This window comes from Clostridium sp. 1001283B150225_161107_B6 (genome assembly GCF_015556325.1).
Lineage (GTDB): Bacteria > Bacillota > Clostridia > Lachnospirales > Lachnospiraceae > Enterocloster.
The window spans coordinates 1041842-1063283 of sequence record NZ_JADNMD010000001.1; the positions used below are offsets into that span (position 1 = coordinate 1041842).

Here is a 21442-nt window from a genome sequence, read left to right on the forward strand (position 1 = left end):
GCCATTGTACCATGGACATATATCATCCGTCAATTTCAATTTCCTTGCGTTTTTCTTACTGAATCCTTGCTGGAGGTCAGGATTGAAAATAGTATTTAAGACAATCTGTGGGGGACTTGGCGGCACCCGGTTTTTCTGATTTCTGAGGTTTTGCCACCCAAAATGCTTAATTACTGCAAAAAAACGGCATTTGACAGGTGGCCTGAATGAAAATGTATGTTTCTCTTACCCCTGTAACGCACCGTGACCGCCCGTGTGTAGTTTATATGCCACTGCTCGGAAAGATTACTATGAAATGGTTATCCGGGCTTATTGGGCAAATGTGAAAACAAGGAATTTCCCAAAATCAGCCCAAATAATCAGAGTCGAAAAGTGTCCTTCCATGTGCCGTAATACGCTGCGATAAGTAAAAGAGTCTCAAAAAATCTTCCTCCCCCTTATCATTATACCAATGAACCAGTACCTCCTGTAAAGGAGTTTTTGGAAAAAAATGTATACTTTTTCAGTTCTACTAATGCCTGTCAACGGGAAAACATGAGAATTTAAAAAGGAATCAACCACCGGACCTTCATTCCCGGTATTTACTTTCCCCTGCTGACCTCCGCCGTGCGCTCTCTCACGCTTTCCTGCCTGTGCCTTCCCCAAAAGCAGACAGTTGTATATCTCCCAGTTTCCGAATGTCCTCAAACATCTCCTTCCACAGCTCATGTCCCCGTCTGCTGCCGTAAGCAGACACCTGTGTTGCCTGGGGATGATAGAATTCAATGACCGGAACCTGCCTGTCCGGCAAAGGCAGGATAAAATACCGGTATGACCGCCCATTTACCCTGGTCCGGCGGATATTCCCCGGATTCATCCCATATATTTCCATCAGAATGTCCATGTTGCTTTTGTGTCCCCCGGAACCCATTCCGCATGCAATCATCATATCCGGTTCATACAGCCCTATCTGGTCCCTCAGAAGACCGCAGTGGCGGGAATCCTCCGTGATATGGTCCAGTTTGTTCCGGTCTGTATAATTCATGCCGTAATCCTTCATCAGGTTCATGACTGCCAGAGAGCGAAGCAATTCGCTCCGTTTCTGCCTGTCCAGATATTTGACGTCATGGTACTCCGTATCAGGACTCAGCAAAACCTGTCCCCACCTGGCAATATTGTTCCAGGTCTTCCACCCGCTGCCTGTCTCAGCCAGCTCCCGCCTGAAATCATTGTGGTACTTTGCACCGGTTCCCCCGTTTTTATCCCTGAGCACAAACAGGAACCGTTTTCCCTCCGGAAGCCTTTCCCATCCGGCAATATCCACGACACCGTCTGCAACAATTTTCTCCGGCTCCCGGGCCAGCTCTTTCCAATTCTCAAAAAGCCTGTTTTCCTCTTTGCGTATGTCACGTTTATTCATCTTCTCCTGCCATTGGTCCATTTTTTCCGCGCTCTATTCTGCCGGGACACGGCCGGCGGAATTGACAAAAACACGAATTTCGCATTTTTCGACATATTTATATCAATTTTGTCGTCTGTTCTCCCTTGTCAATCCCCTCCTCTGCGTTTAACGTATCATTGGTAACAAAAACCAAGGAGGGATAAATATGAAATACGAAAGAGAAATCAGTAACCTGCTCCGGCGCCTCGGTGTCAACAACTCCTATGTAGGGTTTCGTTACACAATCTACGGCGTCAGCAGAACCGCCCAGGACCCTACATTGCTGGCTTATATTTCCAAGGGTCTGTATGTGGATATCGCTGCCCGCTTTCAGACATCCATCGGATGTGTGGAACGGAATATCCGCACCCTTATCAATACCATCTGGTTCCACGGGGACAGGAGGCTTTTAAACGAAATCTTTAATTTCGAGTTGAGCCAGAAGCCCCGCAACGGGGCGTTTATTGATGCATTGGCTAATTATGTAGCGATGGGAGGTGCCAGTGATGAGATTGCGGATTCTTATTACCAGCAGGAGGCGGAATAATACCGCCCCGCTTTTCCCCCTTTTTACATCGCGGTACACGCCGCAGCCGGATGCAAGGATACGGCCGGCGCACAGAAGCAGCAAGACGGAACACCCGGACAAAGCCTTCCGAGGTCCGCCGCTGCCGCCGTGATACCCTCGGACACCGTCGGTCCTGTCTGCACTGATTACATTGATTACAATCCTCTTTCCGTCAGGATTTTGTCAAATTTCTTTTCAGATAGTATTTCGTGGGTTATAAACCCGCCATTATAAAACAGACTGAAGGTTGTAAATGGTACCGGACAATTTTGAGCCTGTTCCCTTGTGAGAATATGAACGGACCGGAATTCCGCATTTCTCTCTTTTGCCATGCTTTCAAGAATGGGAACATACTTTGCCGTGAAGGGACATTGACTGGTATAGTATATGGTAAAGCCATTCTGCATGCCTCTCTGTTCTGTTTCTTTCACAGAAGATTTAAAGCAGGGTTTTGCTGCATTTTTATCAAACGGCAGGTACATCAGTTCAAAATAAGGACTGGCTGTATCCGCTGTCTCAAACCCTTTGTACCTCATATATTTAGGGTCTGAAAGAAATCCCATTTTCTTTTTGGAGGATAAGATAACAAGTCCTTTTTTTCCTTTGGCTTTGCTGTCCCTGATGCACTCTTCCAACAGAAGATTGGAATACCCGTGTCCTTTAAACTGCCCCGATACCCACAGGCAGTCTATATACATATAACCCTCCGCCTCTATGGGCGCCCACCCATATTCAGCGGGTATATATTCAATAAAGCATTTTCCCCGTACATTGCATTTTAAAAAGACAAGCCCCTCATCCAGTCTCTCTTTTAACCATGCTTTTTTCGAAAGCACCTGGCAGTCCTTATTATTTGCAATGGCACAGCAAATGTGCTCTGTTTCAAGATTTTCATGCGTCAGTTTTATCAGTTCCATACCGGCCCTCCACTTTTTGTCCATCACATTGACATGGACTATATTTATACCATTATAAACCTAAAGTCTCACTTTGTATTGTACAAAATGGTACAACCCTGCATGGCAGACTACGGCTGCACCTTCCGCACAGGTCTGATATACTTAAAATACTGCTCCGGATTATAATAAAAATACATGATTCTGCCGGGTGTGGTATCAAGGCAGCAGCCTGTTTCAGTGTAATCAAATCCTGCCATTGCCTTTTCTATCTTTTCTTCCACAGTGCGGTTTTCCTGTTCATAATCAAAGGGCCCGTGTTCAAATACAATATACTCTGCTTCAGGGATATCAGCCAAAAGCATCTGCTGCGGCACTTCCCCTTTGTAATCATATGGAAGCCGTACCCCCCAGCACTCTGAGCGCAGAAAACCCCAGCCGCAGAGCCGCCCGTCCGGGTCGTTCATATAGGCCATGATTTGGCCGCTTTTACAGTTTGCCTCGCTCCCGCCTTCATCGTCCAGTTTTCCCTTGATGCTGTCCAGCAGGCCGCAGATTGTATCGTAGTCCTGCCCCGGAATGAGATTTTGTTTCTGCCAGAAATCCCAATATCCATTGCTCTCACGGTTTTTGATATACAAAAATTTGTGAGCGGGTATGGTTACAAAATAAATTTTAACGCCGTCTTCTGATTTAATCATGCCGATTTCTCCCAATCCTAAAAAGTAGCGGTCAAAGGCGCTTATTTTTGTACGCAGAACCACAGGCTTAGGGTTCTTCCTGTATTCACTGGGCGTCACACCGTATGTCTCCTTGAAAGCCCTGGTAAACGCTTCATGGGATGAAAAACCATAGTCAAAGGCAATCTCCAAAAGATTCCTCTGACTGTCCCTGACCTCTTTCAGGGCAAAGGCTAACTTCCTGAGCTGCAGATAGTTCCTGAACTGCATACCCGATATCTCCTTAAATTTTCTGGATGTATAAAATTCAGAATATCCCAGGCTGCGCGAAAGGAAACGCAGTGACAGAGCTTCATCGTTATAGTCTTTTATACATTTGTCAATTTCATCTACAATCATCTGAATCTGCTTCTGCCACTCGTACATTTGTGTGTTCACCTCGTTTCAACCGCTCTGTGTCCATTATAAGGCATGCGGAAGAATCATGCTTGATTTTACTTGCTGTCCGCCGCTGAGCGCAGACAATCAGCTGTCAGGGTTTTTGCGCTCTGAATCATCTCCAGGGGCGTTCCTGAAAATACTACTTCCCCGCCGTTTTTCCCTCCGTCGGGACCTATGTCGATAATCCAGTCCGCCTGTTTCATTATGTCAAGATTGTGTTCAATCACCACCAGGGTATTTCCGCGTGACACAATCGTATCAAACAGCTTAAGCAGATTCTGGATATCAGACATATGCAGCCCCGTGGTGGGCTCATCCATCACAATGATGCTTCCCTTTTTTCCCAGGTTCTTTGCCAGCTTGATTCTCTGGCGCTCGCCGCCGGACAGGGTGCTAAGAGGCTGGCCCAGTGTCAGATAGGATAATCCCACCTGCTGCATTACCTTTAAATGTCTCCTGATTTTGGCATCCCCAAATAGTTCCATTGCCTGCGATGCGGTGAGTCCCAGCAGCTCCACAATATTTTTTCCCTTGTAGGTGCAGGCAAGGGCCTCCTCATTATACCGCATACCGCCGCAGGCCTCGCATTCCGTCACAACCGGGTCCATAAATGCAAGCTCGGTCACCGTAACGCCCCTGCCGCCGCACACCGGGCATGCCCCTGTGGAGTTGAAGCTGAACAGGCTTTCCGGCCTGTTGTTTTCCCGTGCCAGCAGCTTCCTGATTTCATCGAAAAATCCCAGATAGGAGGCCGGGGTGGATCGGCTGGTTGCCGTAATAGGCCCCTGGTCTATCATGACAATACTGTTTTCATACTTCCGGGCAAAGACCTGGGCAATCAGCGTGGTTTTTCCCGAACCAGCCACCCCCGTCACCACGGTCATGATTCCCAGCGGAATGTCCGCATCCACATGCTTCAGGTTGTGGAGACTGGCATCCCGGATTGGCAGACTGCCCACCGGCCTGCGGGGCTGCGCTTTTACCGGCAGGGACTGAACCATGGCCCTGCCCGTCAGGGTGCCGGCCCGGAGCAAATCCCGGTAACTTCCCTGAAACACAATTTCCCCGCCCTTCTGTCCTGCCATTGGACCCACGTCAATCACATGGTCTGCAATGGATATAACATCCTTATCATGCTCCACCACCAGTACCGTATTTCCCTTGTCCCGGAGCTGTCTCAGCAGGTTGTTCATGCGGTACACGTCACGCGGATGCATTCCGGCGCTGGGTTCGTCAAATATATAGGTCAGCCCGGTCAGGCTGCTGCCCATATACCGCACCAGTTTCAGCCTCTGTGCCTCACCGCCGGAAAGGGACGGTGTTTCACGGTTCAAATGAAGGTAGGGAAGGCCAATCTCAATCATCCGGTCCAGGCCCTCTATGATTGTCTGCACCAGCACCTCCACTGTCCGGTCCTCAATCTGCCCCAGAACCTCACGCAGCAGTGTCAGCTCCATCTCACACATATCCGCAATGGAATATCCGTTTATTTTACAGGCCAGCGCCGCCTGATTCAGCCGCTTTCCATGGCAGGCAGTACATTCCGTCACGGCTGTTAAGTGCTGTGACTTTTCCCGGGTGTGTATGCTTTTGCCGCTGATGTCCCGGTTCAGAAGGGTCTTGGTGTACTTGTGGAACAGCCCGGTTACTTTGGGATGTTCCGGCTGGCCGGCGCCATCCCGGGATCCGTATAAAAGAAGGTTGTATTCCTCCTTTGAATACTCTTTAACGGGCTTGTCCAGGTCGAACAGGCCTGATTTGGCATACTGCTTCCAGTACCAGGAACCGGGACGGTACAGCGAATCCTTCACACAGCCCTCATTCCAGGATTTATGCGGGTCTAATATTGCTTCTATATCAACGGTTGTGATTTTTCCAAGACCGGAACAGGTTTTGCACATCCCGCTGGGATCATTGAAGGAAAAACAGGAAGCCGTGCCTGCATAGGGCTTTCCAATTCTGGAAAACAACAGCCGCAGGCTGGCGTACAGGCCGCTGATGGTGCCCACGGTGGAACGGGCATTTCCCCCTAAGGGCGACTGGTCCACCACCACGGAGGCCGTTAGATTGTCGATGCGCTCCACTGCCGGCTTCGGGTACTTTGGCAGCCTGGACCGCACAAATGCCGGATAGGTGGCACTCATCTGCCGCTGTGACTCGGCGGCAATGGTATCAAAAACAATGCTGGATTTACCGGAGCCCGATACCCCGGTAAACACCGTGATTTTCTCCTTTGGAATCCTGAATGTGACATGCTTCAAATTATTTTGTGTAAGTCCGTGTACAACAATATCTGCCATCTGTCCGCACCTCGTTTTGTTTTATGTACGACTGTAAGATTACAGTATATCAGAGGGCCGCTGTTCTTTCATGATATTTTTTGCTGTATTTTTTCCTGCTGTTACCAATATCTGCCAAGTTATCAAAACCCGGAATTGCTTACTGATGCCATGTTAGGATTCTCTCCGTCAGCTCTCTTTCTTCGTTCCGTTTCATACAGGCTCAAAAAACCGGCCCTGTCTTTGGCAAAGAGCTTTTCCAGTTCATAAGACAGGATAAAAGGGTCATAGCCGCTGAAAACATTGGGTATGTATTGATACAGCTTATCCGCTATATTCTGGACATGCCTGATATCAACACCCACCATGTTATAAATCTTCTTTTCCGTATATATCTGCAGCTGCACAATAAAGGGACCTCCCTTACGGCCAACCTGGGCGCATATCCAATAAATTTTATCGCGCGGGATTGCAGTTATCTTGGTTCTGTCGCCGCAGAGCAGCAGGTAGGAAGGCGTCAGGACGATTTTCTCCCCATTTGGTTTCTTTCCTTCTCTGATTTCATAAATATACTCCTCCACCTGAATCCGTCCCTCTGACGCCTCCTGGTCAATTATCTTTCCCACGGCCTCCCTGGTTTTTCCCTCAAAGGGCAGAATTAAATTTTCACCGTTCGCAGCCACCCGCCTTGTTTTGAATAAGCCTGCCGCCATGGCAAGAACCACAATCCCGGTACAAAGCTTCAGCAAGAAATATATTTCCCTGCCGGACGGGTCGCTGGCATCCAGAGAGTCCTTTAACAGGAGAATGAGAATCACAATTAAAATTAAAAATACAGTGAACGTCCTGAAAAGTATTTTTCTCGCAGCTGCATTTGCATTTTTTGATTCCTGTGCAAGGTATCCTTGTGTCATGTTGTATCTCTCCTATTCTTTATTCTGTCCGTCCGGCAGAGCAGAAATTATTTTTTCAAATGCTTTTGCCACCTCTTCATTCATGACTGGCAGGCCGATACTGTCAAACATAAGGGAGGCATATCGTAGTTTGGCTTTAAAATCTTCTTTTGTATCCATGAATACAATGGGTGAAATCCACATATTGAGTATGACGGAAAGCAGCTCCGCAATGATGTTCGGTTCTTTCACCCGGATGGTTCCGTCCTCCATCCCCTCTTCTATCAATTCGCAGAACATCTCCACAAGGTCATTTTTTGTAAAATCCATATAGGCTGCAACCAGCTTCGGATTATTAATAAATGATTTGGACAGAGGAAAATAAACATCTGTCTGTTCATCAGCTGTCACTGCATACACAATCATCTGCCTGATTTTTTCCAGGGCCGGCAGCTCTTTATTTTCTTTGATTTCCTGAAAGGGAACTGTTTTTTGAAACATATATCCCATAACCGCATTTACCATTTCCGCCTTATCTTTGAAATGATGGTATATTGCCCCGCGCGTCATTCCAATAGCATCCGCTATATCCTGCAGCGTGGTCTGCTCATACCCCTTTTCAATGAACAGCATCATGGACCGTTCCAGGATGCTGCTTTCCGTGATTTCCGGATACTTATTTCTTCCCATGCTGTCACCTCTCCTTATAAATACATGATGTATGTATTTAATATAGCATAAGTTAGCTCCTGCGTCCAATCATTTCCGTCTGCATACACACCAGTACATCCGGGATAGCTGCTTGGAGTATTGTTCCATTAAAGCCGACAGCTGCGGCTCTCCTTCCATGGTCCGCTTGTAATTCACAAAACCGGACACAGTATGCCCTTCCTCCCCCATGTCCAGCATCCTTTGGATATCATTGAGAATGGACGAGGTAACTATAAGATAGTCTTCCATCTGTTTTTTGTCCAGGGCCTTTGTTCTTCCGGTATGTATCAGGAATATCATCTGCTCTGTTTCTGATATCATGCGCCAGGATATCTGGAGAAGGTTTCTGATAAAAGCTGCTTCCTCATTTCCAAGCTTCTCTATATATTGAAGTATCTGGTTGTGAAACAGATGGTAATGAATCTGGACATCACAGATAATACCATAGTCAACCGTATTTGTTAAGCTGTCCTCCAAAAGCCTGAGATAAACATGGTGCATATGAAACAGCTGGCATAGATTGTAGCGGAACTGTCCCTTTTGGTGGGTGGGAAAAACAAAATAGTTTACCAGCAGCACCAACGCAATCGCCATCCCAACATAGACAATCCGCAATTCTGCAGCCAATGCCTGAGGAAGCGCCAGGGTGGTAAGGGTCAGGGCAAAGCAAGTGGAGAAAATAGCCTGCTGCCAGGTACCTGCTGTTTCCATATAGAGTCCCACAGCCATGATTGAAGCCAATACAAAATGCCATCCTGTCCCATGAAATATGGGAAGAAGAAGCTGCAGTATCACGCAGCCGATGATAGTACCGATAAATCTGGCTTTCATCCGGGAGGCGCTTTCCTCGTACATTGGACGCAGCAGCAAAAATGCGTTCAGCGCCAGCCAGTAACCATGGTTTGCCTGGCTGGCCTGGCTGTAGGAGAACCCAATCGCCAGGACAATGCTGAGGCGCAGCGCGAAACGTGTCTCGAACATATCCAGTCTCATCCCATGAAACAGCTTCCTTAATGGATGGTGGCAGCCGGGCAGTTTCCAGCATTGGGATGCTTCCCTCTGCCTCATCTGCTCCATCTGTTCCAAAATCAAAAGGAACAGGCGCAGGAAATTCTGAACAAACAGGTACGGAATATCATCCCGGGTTTCTGCCTCTGCCATAAGTGCCTCTCCCTTTTCTTTCAGCCGGTTCTGGTCTGTCTGCGCCCACCGGGAACGCATCACACCAAAGCCCCCTCTTCCAATGGACTCTATGTATCCGGCAAAACGCAGCAGCAGTTCATGGCAGCTTTTCTCCCTTAAAGACGGCGCCTGGTATGGATTGGTCAGAAAATAAACCGCTCTCTGGAACAGCAGTGCAAACAGGTATTGTATTTTTCCTCTCGGACTTACCACATAGGTCAGGCCGCGGGACTTATACGCCTCCTGGTACAGACTGTCCAGAATTGAAAATGCATCCTCTGCCGGCTGATTGGATACGCCTTCTGACCCGATTCCTGTATAAACAGCCTTCGCCAAAAGGAGCATTCCCTTTTGGGCCAGGGTAAAATCATTCTTCTTATTATTAAGCAGTGAGCAGATTAACAGGGCCGCAGACAGCATTGCCATATTATAAGTCAGGGCCGCCATTTCCATCCCCAGCATCTCCCACCCAATGGGCCGCAGCTGCAAAAAGACAAAACACATGGCGCTGGCAAAATAACCCTGCTGGTTAAACTGCGTGGTCTTAAGAAAAACCAGCAGGAAGGGCACAGTCAGATTCAGGACAATGCAGGACGGCAGGCCAAGGGATGCCGTAAAACTGAGCAGAGCCATTAAATACTGTGTGCCAATTAAAGATGCCAGCTGTCCGGGTGTCAGACATTTTCTATGGTTTATCTTAAATAAAGTGGCTGATACGGATACAAGAAGCGAATAAGAAATTCCAAACAATACTATGGTTGAATAAAATAGCAGCAAGAAAAAAAGGATGACTGGCAAAGCCCCCTTTAATTTTAATTGGGTCTTTGCCAATCCTGATTTTAAAGTATGTTTCATGTGGTTTCGGTCATCTCCTTCTACTAAAAGAGATTATACAACCATTCGGAAGAGATGTCACCCATGATAACTGTCTGCACCACATTTATAAACCGGCGCAGGGTTTTGTCGTGTAATTTTTGTCCAGGCAAATCTGGCAGGAGCCGCCGTAACAGCCCTCCGTGTATCTGGTCGGCTCAATGGCATGGGGAAGTCCTTCCCGCCTATGGAGCCTTCGTGGTCCGGCAGGCTTTTCACCCACTGGATGTCTCCGGCTATTTAATGTTCATATTGTTTCGCCATCTCATTTTCCCCTCTTTCATAAAAATCCTTTTGTTATCCCTGGAGCATTAAATATTTCTTGCAATTTCATACGCATTCCAGATTGCATACATAATGTTATGTACCTGTGCGGAATCGCCGATATTGTAGACCGGTTTGTTCAAATCCCGAAGGGACTGGTACAGCTTATTTTCGGATTTATAACCGACCGCGGAAAAGACGGTATCTGCCTCCAGAATCATGTTCCTGCCGTCCTTTTCCACCGTAACTTTTTTACCGTCTATGGATTCCACACACGCCCTTGTCATCACCTTGATATGGTGGAATTTCATCAAATCCGTCAGCATGCTCCAGTTCATAAAGGGCATACCGTGAGGCCCTCCCAGAATCTGGTCCAGCATTTCCACAACCATTACTTCTCTCCCCTGTTTTGCAAGCCAAAGGGCTGTCTCGCATCCTACAAGTCCGCTGCCAATGATGATTACCCTGGGACCTGCTTCTTTTCTTCCCATGCGAACATCATCCGCCGCAACAGCGTCCTTAAGGCTCTCCTGTCTATAATCACAGGAACTTTGTCCGGATTTGAACTATGACTCATAAAACATCTTAATGCCTGCAAACATATTGTGCAGCATCTCTCAGCTCATTTTCAGCCAAAGCCTTCCAACTATCCGCAAACTCCTCCCATTTCCCTTCCATTAAATATTGTGCGGCCTCCCCGGTCTTACAGATATAATCCTCTGTTAACCTGTCCCTGCCGTTGTAATAAATTGAAAACGGGTATCCCCAAATCAAAAAATATGCCAGGTTATCATAGCATTCCTTTACCGCAGCCAGAGGACAGAATTCGCAGATGAATTCAAATGCCAGCTGGAAACAGCGCCGGTATTTGTTCTGATTAAACATGCGCATGAACTCATTTACCAGGTAATCACAGTCTTCTTTTCTTACATTTTCTATTACATAAAGAAATACAGGACGCATGGTTATGGTCATAAACTGAAGGCTTTCCCGGTAGTAGCGGAATCCCTCCCTGATTTCCGGCCGGTTAAAATCAATCTCCCTTACCTCCGTGCATATTTCAGAAACCTTTCCCCGATGCAGACGAATCACGCCAAGGCTGTCCAAAATGCTAAGTGTGCGGCGCAGCGTCCGAAATGACACGTTTAATTGGTTTGACATAACCGCCAGAGAAGGCAGGCATCCCCCAATCGGATAGATTCCCTTTATAATATCCAGGATAATTCTGGAAGCCAGCGTATAGCAAATCTGCGGCCTCTGCCAGTATACATTCCAGCGGAATGGGATTTCTGCCCTTCCCTTAAGGTCATATTCTTTTTCCGCCTGGGAACAGAAGGCCATAAGATAGTCAACTCCCTTATCAAAGTCCCCCTCAAATGCTTGCCTCATAAAACCTGTCTCATCCGTTTTTTCATCCATTAGAAACTTGCTGTCTCTTGACTTGTGTGTATCATGGACGGAGAGATAAGGAAAACGCAGATACCGGAGCATTTCCCAATAAAAATTCATAATCAGCCTGTTCTGCAGCGCTGCAAACGCATAGATATGGAGACGGGTTGATACGGACAGACTGATATTCCCTGCCATAGCTATCTTCTGCTTCAACCGGGACCATGTCTCCAAATCCAGCTTTGTCTGCACGTACTCCCATATCGGTTCAATCAGCAGCTTGCCGGACAGGCAGAAATCCAGTATTCCCGCCTGCCTTGGAACAAAATAAAATGCCGCGTTTTCCCTGATATGAGCGTCTGCAGTCTGATATATGACCCTGGCAGGTTTCCTGGGCTCAATCTGTATATATCTGTTCTCCTCCAGCCGTGCCAGCGCAGCCCGCACGGTCCGGGGTGCCATCTGGAAGCTTTCACCAATGCGCGGAATAGACGGAAGATATTCGCCATACCTGCTTGCCCCCATCAGGATTCTCGTCTCATAATAATCATACACCAGATTGTAAATCATTTTTTCACTGTCTGCCAAAATTGTCTCCCTCATCATGTGTCTGTCTGTGAACCGCAATTATTTTTATTATACCATGCCTCCTTATTCAGATGTACTATTTTTTTGCAGAAAACGGCTGATTGTTCTGTACAGTGCCTCCACATCCAGAGGCTTTGCAATATGCGCGTCCATCCCCGCCCGCTCACTCTCCTCTTTATCCTCATCAAATGCATTGGCCGTCATGGCAAAAATCGGAATATGGAGTGCATCCGGACGTTCCAGGCATCGGATTTGTTTTGTAGCCTCGTAACCATCCATAACCGGCATATGTACGTCCATCAGGATTAAATCGTAGTATCCGGGTTCTGACCGTGAAAACAGCTCCAGCGCTTCTTTTCCGTTTTCAGCAGTATCTGTCGCAGCGCCTGTCATCCCAATCAGTTCAACTGCAATCTCCATATTGATTTCATTATCTTCCGCCAGAAGGAAATGTCTGCCGGTGAAATCAAACTTCGCATGACTTTCCGTCTGATTGGAAGCTATACCGGAAAATTCCGTTCCCTGTTCCAGAATACCCCCCAGCCCTTCTTCCCTGTCTATTCCAAAGGGCAGTTCCACCGCAAACGTGCTTCCGCTTCCAACCTGGCTGTCAACCCAAATCCTGCCCCCCATCAGTTCCGTAAAACGTTTGACAATGGCAAGCCCCAGTCCTGTTCCGCCATATTTCTTTGTCACTTCGGAACTTTCCTGTTCAAAGGATTCAAACACCTTTTCCAGATTTTCCTCTGCAATGCCGCAGCCTGTATCTGTAACCTCAAATTTCAGGCGGATTTCACGGCCTGTCTCAAGGACTTCAGATATCCGCAGCCTGACAGTCCCCCCTGCCGGGGTGAACTTCATGGCATTTGACAAAAGATTATTAAGAATCTGATTCAGCCGCAGGGAATCACCAATCAGGCTGCCGCCAATCTCATCTTCCAGGATTGTCTCATAGTTAATACCCCGAATCTCCGCCTGGCCGTAATAGCTGGTACTGATTTGCTCCAGCAGGTCCTTTAGGTAAAATGACTCTCGTTTGATTTCAATCTTACCGCTCTCTATCTTCGACATATCAAGAACATCGTTTATCAGGGACAGGAGATGCTGGGTGGATAACGCCTGCTTTCGCAGACATTCTTCTGCTTTCTCAGGATGATTTATGTTCTGCCTTGCTATGGTATTCATGCCAATAATCCCATTCATGGGCGTCCTGATTTCATGGCTCATACGGCTTAAAAATTCACTTTTGGCACGGCTCGCCTCCTCTGCCTTCCTGCGGGCCTCTTCTGCCGCAACATTTGCCTCCTGCATCCTTTTTTCGTTCCGGCTTATGCTGATATAGTAGAAAACAAAGGCGGCCGACAACAGCGTCAGTATAAATACCATCATCCCAATGGAGTTCCTGTTAAGGATGCCAATTAAATCGCTGATGGTGGAATCCACCACTTCATACGGAATAATGGTCAGCAGATACCAGTCCGTCCCCTGAATGGGGGCATAGTACATATACTGCTTTTCACCATCAACCTCATAGGATGACAGCCCTGAACCGCCGTTTTTCAAATCTTCCCGGACATCCTCCAGAGAATATCCCTGCTCAAACTCTGCATATTTGTGCAGTTTTGAAAAAATATTGGAGCTTTGGGTAAGCCTGCTGTTATAGCTGTTATTGATGATAAACTTCCCTGACCGGTCTATCATGCTGGAATAAGTTTTTGCATCCACTCTTTTCAGGGAGAGCTGGCTGTTGATGGCATTGATATCCAGACCAGCCAATACAGCTATCATTGTGTGTCCCCCGAAGGCAAATGGAGTGACCGAATCCCCAATCAGGATGATATCATCTCCCAGTATTGTCTCATTATAGGAAAGCAGATTCTTCTCTCCCTGAAGCAGCCGGCCGAGAAAGCTAATCTTGGAAGCGCCCGGAAACACGCCGTCTGCACAGTAGTACCTTCCCTCATCATCAACCAGTGCAAAAAAATTAAATTCATTGTGTTTCCGTGCCTGCTCTAAATATGACTTCAGGGATTCCGAATCTTCCAGGTCCTCCTTTTTCATGGATGCCACTGAAGTTCTGAGCTGTGAAAACTGGCTGTTGATACTGGTATGGAAATGCCCGATGGTCTGTGTTGTCAGTTCCCGTAAATAGAGTGTGTCCATCTCCACGCCGGCCTTCTGCGAGGCTTTGGAGGATGCCTGTATCAGCCAGATAAAACAAAGGGTGCAGGCAGCTGTCATTATAATGAAAAATGAAACCACATACCAGTTATTTTTACAGTTTCTTTTTATCGCTTTACTCATTTTCTTCTCCTGCGATGATAATGCGCCCCTCCAAACCTGCCCTGATGGGTTCCTTGTTATGATTCTCAAAGTATTTCCTTAAGGCATCGGCATATGTGGCATCTGTCTCTTTCACGATTTCTACATTCTTTGCCTTTGGTGCAGTATCACTGTATAGATTCAACATGGTATATCCGTCCCCATTATTATCCAGGTATCCATTGCGTCCTGCCATATAATCTGTGATTGCCAGCGTATACCAGGTATCCTCTTCCAGCGCAGAACCATCCGGCAGACTTACAAAAAGAAGCACGGCCGGTTTTTCATCCTCCATTGACCGGTAGGAATAACACAGGCCGGAAACCTGCAGAAAACGTCCGCCAGGCACCCCATCTCTGGCAGTCTGTGAGATGCCATTCTGAAGCATCTCTTCAATCACCCTGCCCTTTGCCCTGACAACAATTAATTGATTGGAATAAGGGCATACCGCATTCAAATCCTCCCCCTGGACATCCCCCTCATATAAACTGGCCCGTATCCCTCCACCGTTGATGACTGCAATATCGGAGCCGCAGTATTCCTTTACAGCATCTGCAACCAGATTGCCGATGGCTGCTTCTTCTCTTCTGGTGTTGTAATTTTCGTAGATAAGGTCTTCCTCCACACTTCCGGCCACGGACTGGTCATAGTCTACCTCTGAGGAACCATTCCTGCAGTAATCATCCACCAAGGCCAGTGCATCCCCTATCTCAGTTTTACAATCCAGAACAAGCGACATGTTTTTCCCAAAAAAACGAATGATATTGGACGGCATCTGTAAATCATAGATGTATCCCTGCTCAACGCAGTCTGCTATTCCTTCCGGCACCACGGCCTGGGAGGATTTATAGTCGGCCAGATATGAATAAAGGGCCGCGGTATCTTCCATCCATGCTTCCTGTCCTTCAGGCGTGGACAATAAATTCAGGATACGGATACATGCATCCAGCCTGCTTTTATCCGTTTCAAGAGCGCGGTTGATTCCGATATACCCGTCAGGTCTTGATATCACCCACGGCGCATTTCCCTCATCACTTAAATAGGGAAGCATGATAAACTCATATTGGCTGTCCGCACTGTTTAACTTTGTAAACATCTGCACATTGCCATAGGACAGCATCAGGGTTCCGCCCAGCATTCTGTCTTCACAGGGCATAGCATTCTTTGTCTTTAATGACAATGTACCTGCTGTCAGATATCCCTCGCCGGCCCACCCTTCTAATAAGCCCAGTTTGTCATCCCATGTACCGGAGAACCCGGCTGTTCCGGCATTAAAATCCGACATCCATTTAATCCCCTCTGCCGTCCCCAGAAAATCCGGCACCTGGGTACCGATGATATAGGTTCCAACTGAATCCGGCGACACCGTGGTAAGGCCAAACATTGCCTTATCCTCCCCAATGCCTTTACCCTGTTCCTTTCCAGCCTTTAAGATATCGCTCAGTTCCTCATTGGTAGCCGGAATCTGCTTACCAAGCTGCTCTGCCAGGGTCTTGTTTAAAATATATCCCTCGTATTGCCCGGGAAGGGGAATGTAGCGTGTCTGCCCTTCAATCATCACCGGACTGCTGACACTGCCCTGATAGACGGTAGCCAGAGTCTCCGCGCTTAAATCCATGACGTAATCTCCCACCTCCCCGGTTGGAAGGGTCGTAACCACAAGGTCCGTGCCATGCCCATTCCGGAGACGCCGTTCGCTGTCACCATTCATGGCAGCGGTTGTTGTCATCTCTATTTTCAAATCAATATCCGGATATTCTGTCTCCACCAGCTGCTCAAAATGCTTCAGATTCATAGGATACATCATTGATATTTCCATTTTCCGGCTCTTGTTTCCTTCTGACGCAGGCGGCTGGGAATGACACCCCATGGCAATAAGAGCCGTATTCAGACAGATTGCTGTTAATAAAAGTCTACTGTATCTCATATTGAATCCTCCCAATTGCAAACAATAATAGCCGAACCTGGTCTGCTTACCTTCTGGTATACATGTGGACATAGTTTACAGAAAATTATACCATAAAAACAGTGCAGGGACAACTGAATGAGACATTTCTTTTCATACTTCTCTGTCTGCAGGACGCAGCTGAGCCGGGGATTTATAAAAACGCCTACGGAAAACAGAACATCCCCTGGCTCAAATACCCGAACCAGGGGATGTTATCTCTATTTTTCACTTCAAACAGCGTTTCCGCTTATTCATACAATTTAAACCTGCTGACCAGCTCTTCCAATACCAGGGCCTGGGAGGACAGTTCCTCACTGGCAGCAGCCAGTTCTTCTGAGGTTGCGGAGTTATTCTGCACTACATCCGATATCTGCCCCACTTCGGTTGTAATATGTGTAATGGACTGACTTTGGTATTTAGCTGCGTCTGCTATCTTATCCACGGTCATCACAACCTGCTTTGTGCTTTCCACAACCTGCGCCAGCGCACCTGCTGTTGCGTAAACCGCATTCTCCCCTGCTTCAACCGCAGCGGCTGATTCTTCAATCAATACCGCTGTATTTTTAGATGCCGCCGATGTTCTGTCCGCCAGACTGCGGATTTCTTTGGCGACTACTGCAAACCCCTTTCCGGCTTCACCCACCCTGGCAGCTTCCACAGAAGCATTTAAAGCCAGAATATTTGTTTGAAATGCTATGTCCTCAATTGTTTTTATAATCTTATAAATCTCTCCGGACTTTTCGCTGATTACTTTCATTGCGTCCATCATTTCCTGCATCTTCTGGCTGCTCACAGTAACCTGTGCGCCGGCCTGGTCTGTCTGGACACGCGCATCACCTGCATTTTCCGCTGATTCGCTTACACGTTCCGATACATCATGCACGGCTGCTGCAAGTTCCTCAACCGAGCCTGCCTGTTCTGCTGCCCCCAGGGCAAGTGCCTGGGCTCCGGCAGATACCTGTTCACTGCCGTCTGCAACCTGCTTTGCAGAATGGCCAATCTGCATAAGAATACGGTTAAGGTTTACGCGGAGCCCTCTCATGGAAACCAAGATACGGTTATACTGGCCCCTGTAGTATTCTTCCGCCTGAGTCCGGACCCTGAAATCCCCTTCCGACATGGAACCAAGAATGCCGCTGATATCCGCAATGATAGTCTTCTGATAGCTGATTAATTCGCGTATGCTGTCCGACATCTTCCCTAACTCGTCTTTTGCTGTATAGGTTACAAGCACCCCGTCCAGCTCTCCCATTGCCAGCTTCCGGGCAGCATGCTCGATTTCATTAACGGGCCTGCGGATGCCGTTGGAAATGTAAAGTCCAAATAATAGTGCTGACACCACACTTAAAACCATGATTATAATTACGACGGCAATGGCAGCGTTCTGTGCGTGCGCCCCCTCCGCCACCATAAACTGCGCATTCTGTCCGGCTGCATCCGCTATCTTCTGAAGGGTATCCGACATCTGGTCCAGAAGCGGGATATAATTGGATTTCATAACCTGGTAGGCTTCCCCGCTTTTTTCCGATTCTATCAGCCCCAGCACCTGGTCGCGGTATACGACAGCCCGTTCTAAAAGTGAATCGACCTGGTCCACCATCCCAATATCTCCCTTGAATGCTTCCCGGATTACAGGGAATGCAGAACGCATATTTCCAAGATGCTTGTGCGCATTTGCCACGGACGCTTTGGTATCATCCATATCCGAATCCAATATGGCATTCAGGATATCCGCCCGGGCAGCCTGCATTTCCCGCTTTGCCATCCACACATTAACTGTAACCGTATAATTGTTATCATAGAAGGAAGTCAGGTTATTACCAATCTTATTCAGCATGAACAGAGCTGCGGTACTTGCCGTCAGGCATATAACGATAATAACAGCATACGATAATAACAGCCTTGCCCTTATTTTCATATTCCGTAAATGTTCCAGCATAATTTCCTCCCGGCGATAATACTATATTGCTATCTTAAGAATTCAGACATGGTTCTATAAAGTACGTCTACATCAATGGGCTTTGCAATATGGCCGTTCATTCCTGCTGCCAGCGCCTCTGCCTCATCTTCATGAAATGCATTGGCCGTCATGGCAAGAATCGGTATTCTGCCGGCATCCTCATGACTGCTCCGGCGTATGGCTCTGGCTGCTTCGTATCCATCCATCACAGGCATTTGAATGTCCATCAATATAAGGTCGTAATAACCCGCTGCACTGGCATTAAAACGGTCAACCGTCTCTTTGCCGTTTTCCGCACAGATAATTTCAGCACCGGTTGCCTTCAGAAGCTCCACTGCAATTTCCCGGTTCAGTTTATTATCCTCCGCCAGGAGAAGGCGCTTTCCTTTAAGTGATTCGGCCAATGCTTTGATTTCCTCCCCTGCGTCTCTGTCCTGGCCAAAAACAGCGGATAGAACATGGCAGAGAGAGGATTCAAACAATGGTTTGGCAATAAATGCATCTGCCCCCGCTGCTTTTGCCTCCTTCTCTATTTCGCTCCAATCATATGCTGAGATAATAATAACCAATGTATCCGGTCCCAGTTCCCGGCGGATACGGCGCGTCACTTCAATACCGTCCATTTCCGGCATCTTCCAGTCCACAAGACATACATCATAGTCACAGGCATCCTCATGAGCCTTTACCACCATCCGGACAGCTATACTGCCCTGCTGGACCCAGTCCGCATCAATCCCCATTCTTTTCAGCAGCATACTTGCATGGGTGCAGGCCACCTCATCATCGTCCACTACCAATACTTTGAGATTGTCCCAGCCGCCGATTTCCGGTTTGTCCGCTTCCTCCGGGACCTCCAGGGGCAGCTCTACCGTAAAAGCGGTTCCCTCCCCCTGTTTACTTTTTACCCGGATTTCACCGCCCAGCAAGCCAACCAGATTCTTCGTAATGGCCATGCCCAAACCAGTGCCCCCATATTTCCTGGATACGGTGCCGTCTTCCTGCTCAAAGGGAGTAAAAAGATGCTCCAGGAATTCTTCACTCATGCCAATACCGCTGTCCTCCACAAGAAAGGTCAGCTTTGTATGTCCATTTTTCACCGGTGCCTGACTGACCACCAAGCGAATGATGCCTCCTGCAGGTGTGAACTTTATGGCATTTGAAAGCAGGTTTAATAAAATCTGGTTCATCCGGAGCGAATCCCCGATTACGGTTTCTGATACCATATTTTTGAAGTTGCATTCAAACACACTGCCTTTGGCGGCTGCCTGCGAGTATATGGCCGGAACAATTGATTCAAACAGCTGCTGCAGTTCAAACTCCTCATGATTGACGGACAATTTTCCTTCTTCTATTTTCGACATATCAAGAACATCATTAATCAGCGCCAGCAGATGCTTCGAACTAAGTACAATTTTAGAGAGGCAGTCCTTTACCCTGTCCTTATCATCCAGATTTGTTCCTGCAATTGTTGTCATACCCACAATGACGTTCATGGGTGTCCGGATTTCATGGGACATACGGGAAAGAAAATCCTTTTTGGCATTGCTGGACTGCTGGGCAAGATACAGGGCATCCCGCAAATCATGTTCCCTGGCAGCCATGGCTTCTATATTGCGCCGCTCCTGTCTGCTTGACAGAATTGTCAGTCCAATGGTTGAAAAGGCAATTATCAGGGAAATGCAGGTTGATACAATCCCGGCTTTTTTAACCTGAACGTTTAAGCTGTATATCTTGGCGTCCGCAAAATCAATGATTGTCTTTAAACACCCGCTGACACTGTCATAATAGGGATATACATTTGCGTCCATATATTCCCTGACCTCATCCTCTGCATGATTATACGCATAACCGACTGCTTTGGTCTGAACTTCAATCAGTTTATCCATTGCCTCCTGCAGGTCATCTACATCCTTAACCGGTCCCAGATACAGCCTGCGGATATTTTCGATTTCCTCATTCTGCATATCATAGCGGGACTGAAAAAAGGAATCTTTATCATCCTTTGACTGAAAGGCATGTGTCATAAGTATGCCGGAAAAACGTTTCATATCCCACAGACGTGAGCGCATTGCCCTGGCGCTGTTTGATACTGCATAGGGATGTTCATACATTTTCTGGGCATTTTGATTCATTCCATATGTAATCAATATGCTGACCCCGGAAAAGAAAAAGGCTGCAATACAGATTAGCAATGATATTTTTGACAGCTTCAATGAGGATTTTCTTTCTTTATTCATTATGATATTTTCCTATCTTATCTTCGGCAATGGCGGCCTGCGTGGTATTCCACAAAGGGAATGTTTTATAAAAGGATACAGCTGAAAAAATATACCCCCAGGCTATAAGTTCCCTCTATTTCCCATAACCTTTCCTTCCGGCATCAACCCTGTTCATGATGGGTACTAATTGATTGTACCATGCTTTACATAAGCATGCAATGCTTATATCTGCATATTTTCAACAAACCTGCTGGGCAGAAAAAGAACACTCCAGGTAGTGAATTCAGGTTTTGAATTGACGTGGAATGGAGTTTATGCTATATTACATACATACAAAATGTATCTATATTGAATATTGCTGTATAAGGAGGAAAAAAATATGAAAGAAACAAAGCTTGATAAGCAGAAAAAGAACCTTGTAGAACTTGGCGTAATGGAAGAATCAGATACGCTGATTGATTTTTTTCAGGCCAGTTACATTGAACGCCTAATTGGAAAATGGGGTCAATGGAAGAAGGGCTGGGCTTATTTTACGGAAAAACGGCTGATTGTGACAACCGGTTTATTGGAAAAAAACATTGTTATTCCCTATGAAAATATCCGGTCACTGGAAAAATGCTCACAGAGCTTTATGCCGATTGGGATTGCCATTACTTATGAGGACAAGGAGAACGGTGAAATCATAACCGATAAAATTTCTATGATGAAGCGGGATAAATGGATGGCTTTTATGGAGGAACGCTGTAAAACAAAATGATATGCTGCAGATTGAGGATGGAGTGCCTTCATGGTTTTAATGTGCTTTTCTT

Annotated in this window: 16 protein-coding genes; 2 read left to right on the forward strand and 14 right to left on the reverse strand. The window is 47.1% G+C overall.

Annotation, left to right across the window (positions count from 1 at the left end; translation table 11 throughout):
• Positions 1-417: 417 nt before the first annotated feature.
• Positions 418-645, reverse strand: a complete 228-nt coding sequence (locus I2H39_RS28790; protein WP_207746753.1) for a hypothetical protein — start codon at positions 643-645, stop codon at positions 418-420.
• A complete protein-coding gene (locus tag I2H39_RS04660; RefSeq protein ID WP_138305819.1) occupies positions 617-1399 on the reverse strand; it encodes a hypothetical protein in 783 nt (260 codons plus the stop codon). The genes I2H39_RS28790 and I2H39_RS04660 overlap by 29 nt, the downstream gene beginning before the upstream one ends.
• A gap of 187 nt (positions 1400-1586) precedes the next feature.
• On the opposite strand from I2H39_RS04660, the gene I2H39_RS04665 reads away from it, so the two are divergent.
• Entirely contained in the window at positions 1587-1967 is a 381-nt protein-coding gene (locus I2H39_RS04665) for a sporulation initiation factor Spo0A C-terminal domain-containing protein (RefSeq protein WP_138305818.1), read from the forward strand.
• A gap of 176 nt (positions 1968-2143) precedes the next feature.
• Here the strand turns inward: I2H39_RS04665 and I2H39_RS04670 are convergent, their stop codons facing one another.
• From I2H39_RS04670 to I2H39_RS04725, 12 genes are all read right to left on the reverse strand, one after another.
• On the reverse strand, positions 2144-2905 hold the full coding sequence (locus I2H39_RS04670) for a YoaP domain-containing protein (RefSeq protein ID WP_138305817.1): 762 nt from the start codon (positions 2903-2905) through the stop codon (positions 2144-2146).
• Positions 2906-3015: 110 nt separating this feature from the next.
• Positions 3016-3990 (reverse strand): helix-turn-helix transcriptional regulator, encoded by a 975-nt coding sequence (locus I2H39_RS04675; protein ID WP_195625900.1) that lies wholly within the window; start codon positions 3988-3990, stop codon positions 3016-3018.
• Positions 3991-4058: 68 nt separating this feature from the next.
• Complete coding sequence (locus tag I2H39_RS04680) at positions 4059-6305, reverse strand: excinuclease ABC subunit UvrA (protein WP_138305815.1); 2247 nt, start codon at positions 6303-6305, stop codon at positions 4059-4061.
• 122 nt (positions 6306-6427) lie between these two features.
• Positions 6428-7198, reverse strand: a complete 771-nt coding sequence (locus tag I2H39_RS04685) for a hypothetical protein (RefSeq protein WP_195625901.1) — start codon at positions 7196-7198, stop codon at positions 6428-6430.
• 12 nt (positions 7199-7210) lie between these two features.
• Entirely contained in the window at positions 7211-7867 is a 657-nt protein-coding gene (locus I2H39_RS04690; RefSeq protein ID WP_138305813.1) for a TetR/AcrR family transcriptional regulator, read from the reverse strand.
• 69 nt (positions 7868-7936) lie between these two features.
• Positions 7937-9703, reverse strand: a complete 1767-nt coding sequence (locus I2H39_RS04695; RefSeq protein WP_240305531.1) for an FUSC family protein — start codon at positions 9701-9703, stop codon at positions 7937-7939.
• A gap of 551 nt (positions 9704-10254) precedes the next feature.
• Positions 10255-10698, reverse strand: coding sequence for an FAD-dependent oxidoreductase (locus I2H39_RS04700; protein ID WP_195625903.1), 444 nt, complete (start codon positions 10696-10698; stop codon positions 10255-10257).
• A gap of 94 nt (positions 10699-10792) precedes the next feature.
• Positions 10793-12184, reverse strand: a complete 1392-nt coding sequence (locus I2H39_RS04705) for a GntR family transcriptional regulator (RefSeq protein WP_138305810.1) — start codon at positions 12182-12184, stop codon at positions 10793-10795.
• A 63-nt stretch (positions 12185-12247) separates the two neighbouring features.
• Positions 12248-14488, reverse strand: a complete 2241-nt coding sequence (locus I2H39_RS04710; protein ID WP_195625904.1) for a hybrid sensor histidine kinase/response regulator — start codon at positions 14486-14488, stop codon at positions 12248-12250.
• The gene (locus I2H39_RS04715) at positions 14481-16433 is read right to left on the reverse strand and encodes an extracellular solute-binding protein (protein ID WP_195625905.1); all 1953 of its coding nucleotides are present in this window, start codon (positions 16431-16433) and stop codon (positions 14481-14483) included. The genes I2H39_RS04710 and I2H39_RS04715 overlap by 8 nt, the downstream gene beginning before the upstream one ends.
• Before the next feature lie 268 nt (positions 16434-16701).
• A complete protein-coding gene (locus I2H39_RS04720; RefSeq protein WP_138305806.1) occupies positions 16702-18393 on the reverse strand; it encodes a methyl-accepting chemotaxis protein in 1692 nt (563 codons plus the stop codon).
• A gap of 29 nt (positions 18394-18422) precedes the next feature.
• Positions 18423-20651, reverse strand: a complete 2229-nt coding sequence (locus I2H39_RS04725) for a response regulator (RefSeq protein WP_138305805.1) — start codon at positions 20649-20651, stop codon at positions 18423-18425.
• A 361-nt stretch (positions 20652-21012) separates the two neighbouring features.
• On the opposite strand from I2H39_RS04725, the gene I2H39_RS04730 reads away from it, so the two are divergent.
• Positions 21013-21390 carry a PH domain-containing protein gene (locus I2H39_RS04730; RefSeq protein WP_138305804.1) on the forward strand — a complete coding sequence of 126 codons (378 nt, stop codon included), beginning with the start codon at positions 21013-21015 and terminating at the stop codon, positions 21388-21390.
• The last annotated feature ends 52 nt before the right edge of the window (positions 21391-21442 follow it).

Coding starts and splice junctions, on each gene's coding strand:
- I2H39_RS04660 (WP_138305819.1), bottom strand. CDS start 1,399: ATGAATAAACGTGACATACGCAAAGAGGAAAACAGGCTTTTTGAGAAT.
- I2H39_RS04665 (WP_138305818.1), top strand. CDS start 1,587: ATGAAATACGAAAGAGAAATCAGTAACCTGCTCCGGCGCCTCGGTGTC.
- I2H39_RS04670 (WP_138305817.1), bottom strand. CDS start 2,905: ATGGAACTGATAAAACTGACGCATGAAAATCTTGAAACAGAGCACATT.
- I2H39_RS04675 (WP_195625900.1), bottom strand. CDS start 3,990: ATGTACGAGTGGCAGAAGCAGATTCAGATGATTGTAGATGAAATTGAC.
- I2H39_RS04680 (WP_138305815.1), bottom strand. CDS start 6,305: ATGGCAGATATTGTTGTACACGGACTTACACAAAATAATTTGAAGCAT.
- I2H39_RS04685 (WP_195625901.1), bottom strand. CDS start 7,198: ATGACACAAGGATACCTTGCACAGGAATCAAAAAATGCAAATGCAGCT.
- I2H39_RS04690 (WP_138305813.1), bottom strand. CDS start 7,867: ATGGGAAGAAATAAGTATCCGGAAATCACGGAAAGCAGCATCCTGGAA.
- I2H39_RS04695 (WP_240305531.1), bottom strand. CDS start 9,703: ATGGCTCTGCTCAGTTTTACGGCATCCCTTGGCCTGCCGTCCTGCATT.
- I2H39_RS04700 (WP_195625903.1), bottom strand. CDS start 10,698: ATGGGAAGAAAAGAAGCAGGTCCCAGGGTAATCATCATTGGCAGCGGA.
- I2H39_RS04710 (WP_195625904.1), bottom strand. CDS start 14,488: ATGAGTAAAGCGATAAAAAGAAACTGTAAAAATAACTGGTATGTGGTT.
- I2H39_RS04715 (WP_195625905.1), bottom strand. CDS start 16,433: ATGAGATACAGTAGACTTTTATTAACAGCAATCTGTCTGAATACGGCT.
- I2H39_RS04720 (WP_138305806.1), bottom strand. CDS start 18,393: ATGCTGGAACATTTACGGAATATGAAAATAAGGGCAAGGCTGTTATTA.
- I2H39_RS04725 (WP_138305805.1), bottom strand. CDS start 20,651: ATGAATAAAGAAAGAAAATCCTCATTGAAGCTGTCAAAAATATCATTG.
- I2H39_RS04730 (WP_138305804.1), top strand. CDS start 21,013: ATGAAAGAAACAAAGCTTGATAAGCAGAAAAAGAACCTTGTAGAACTT.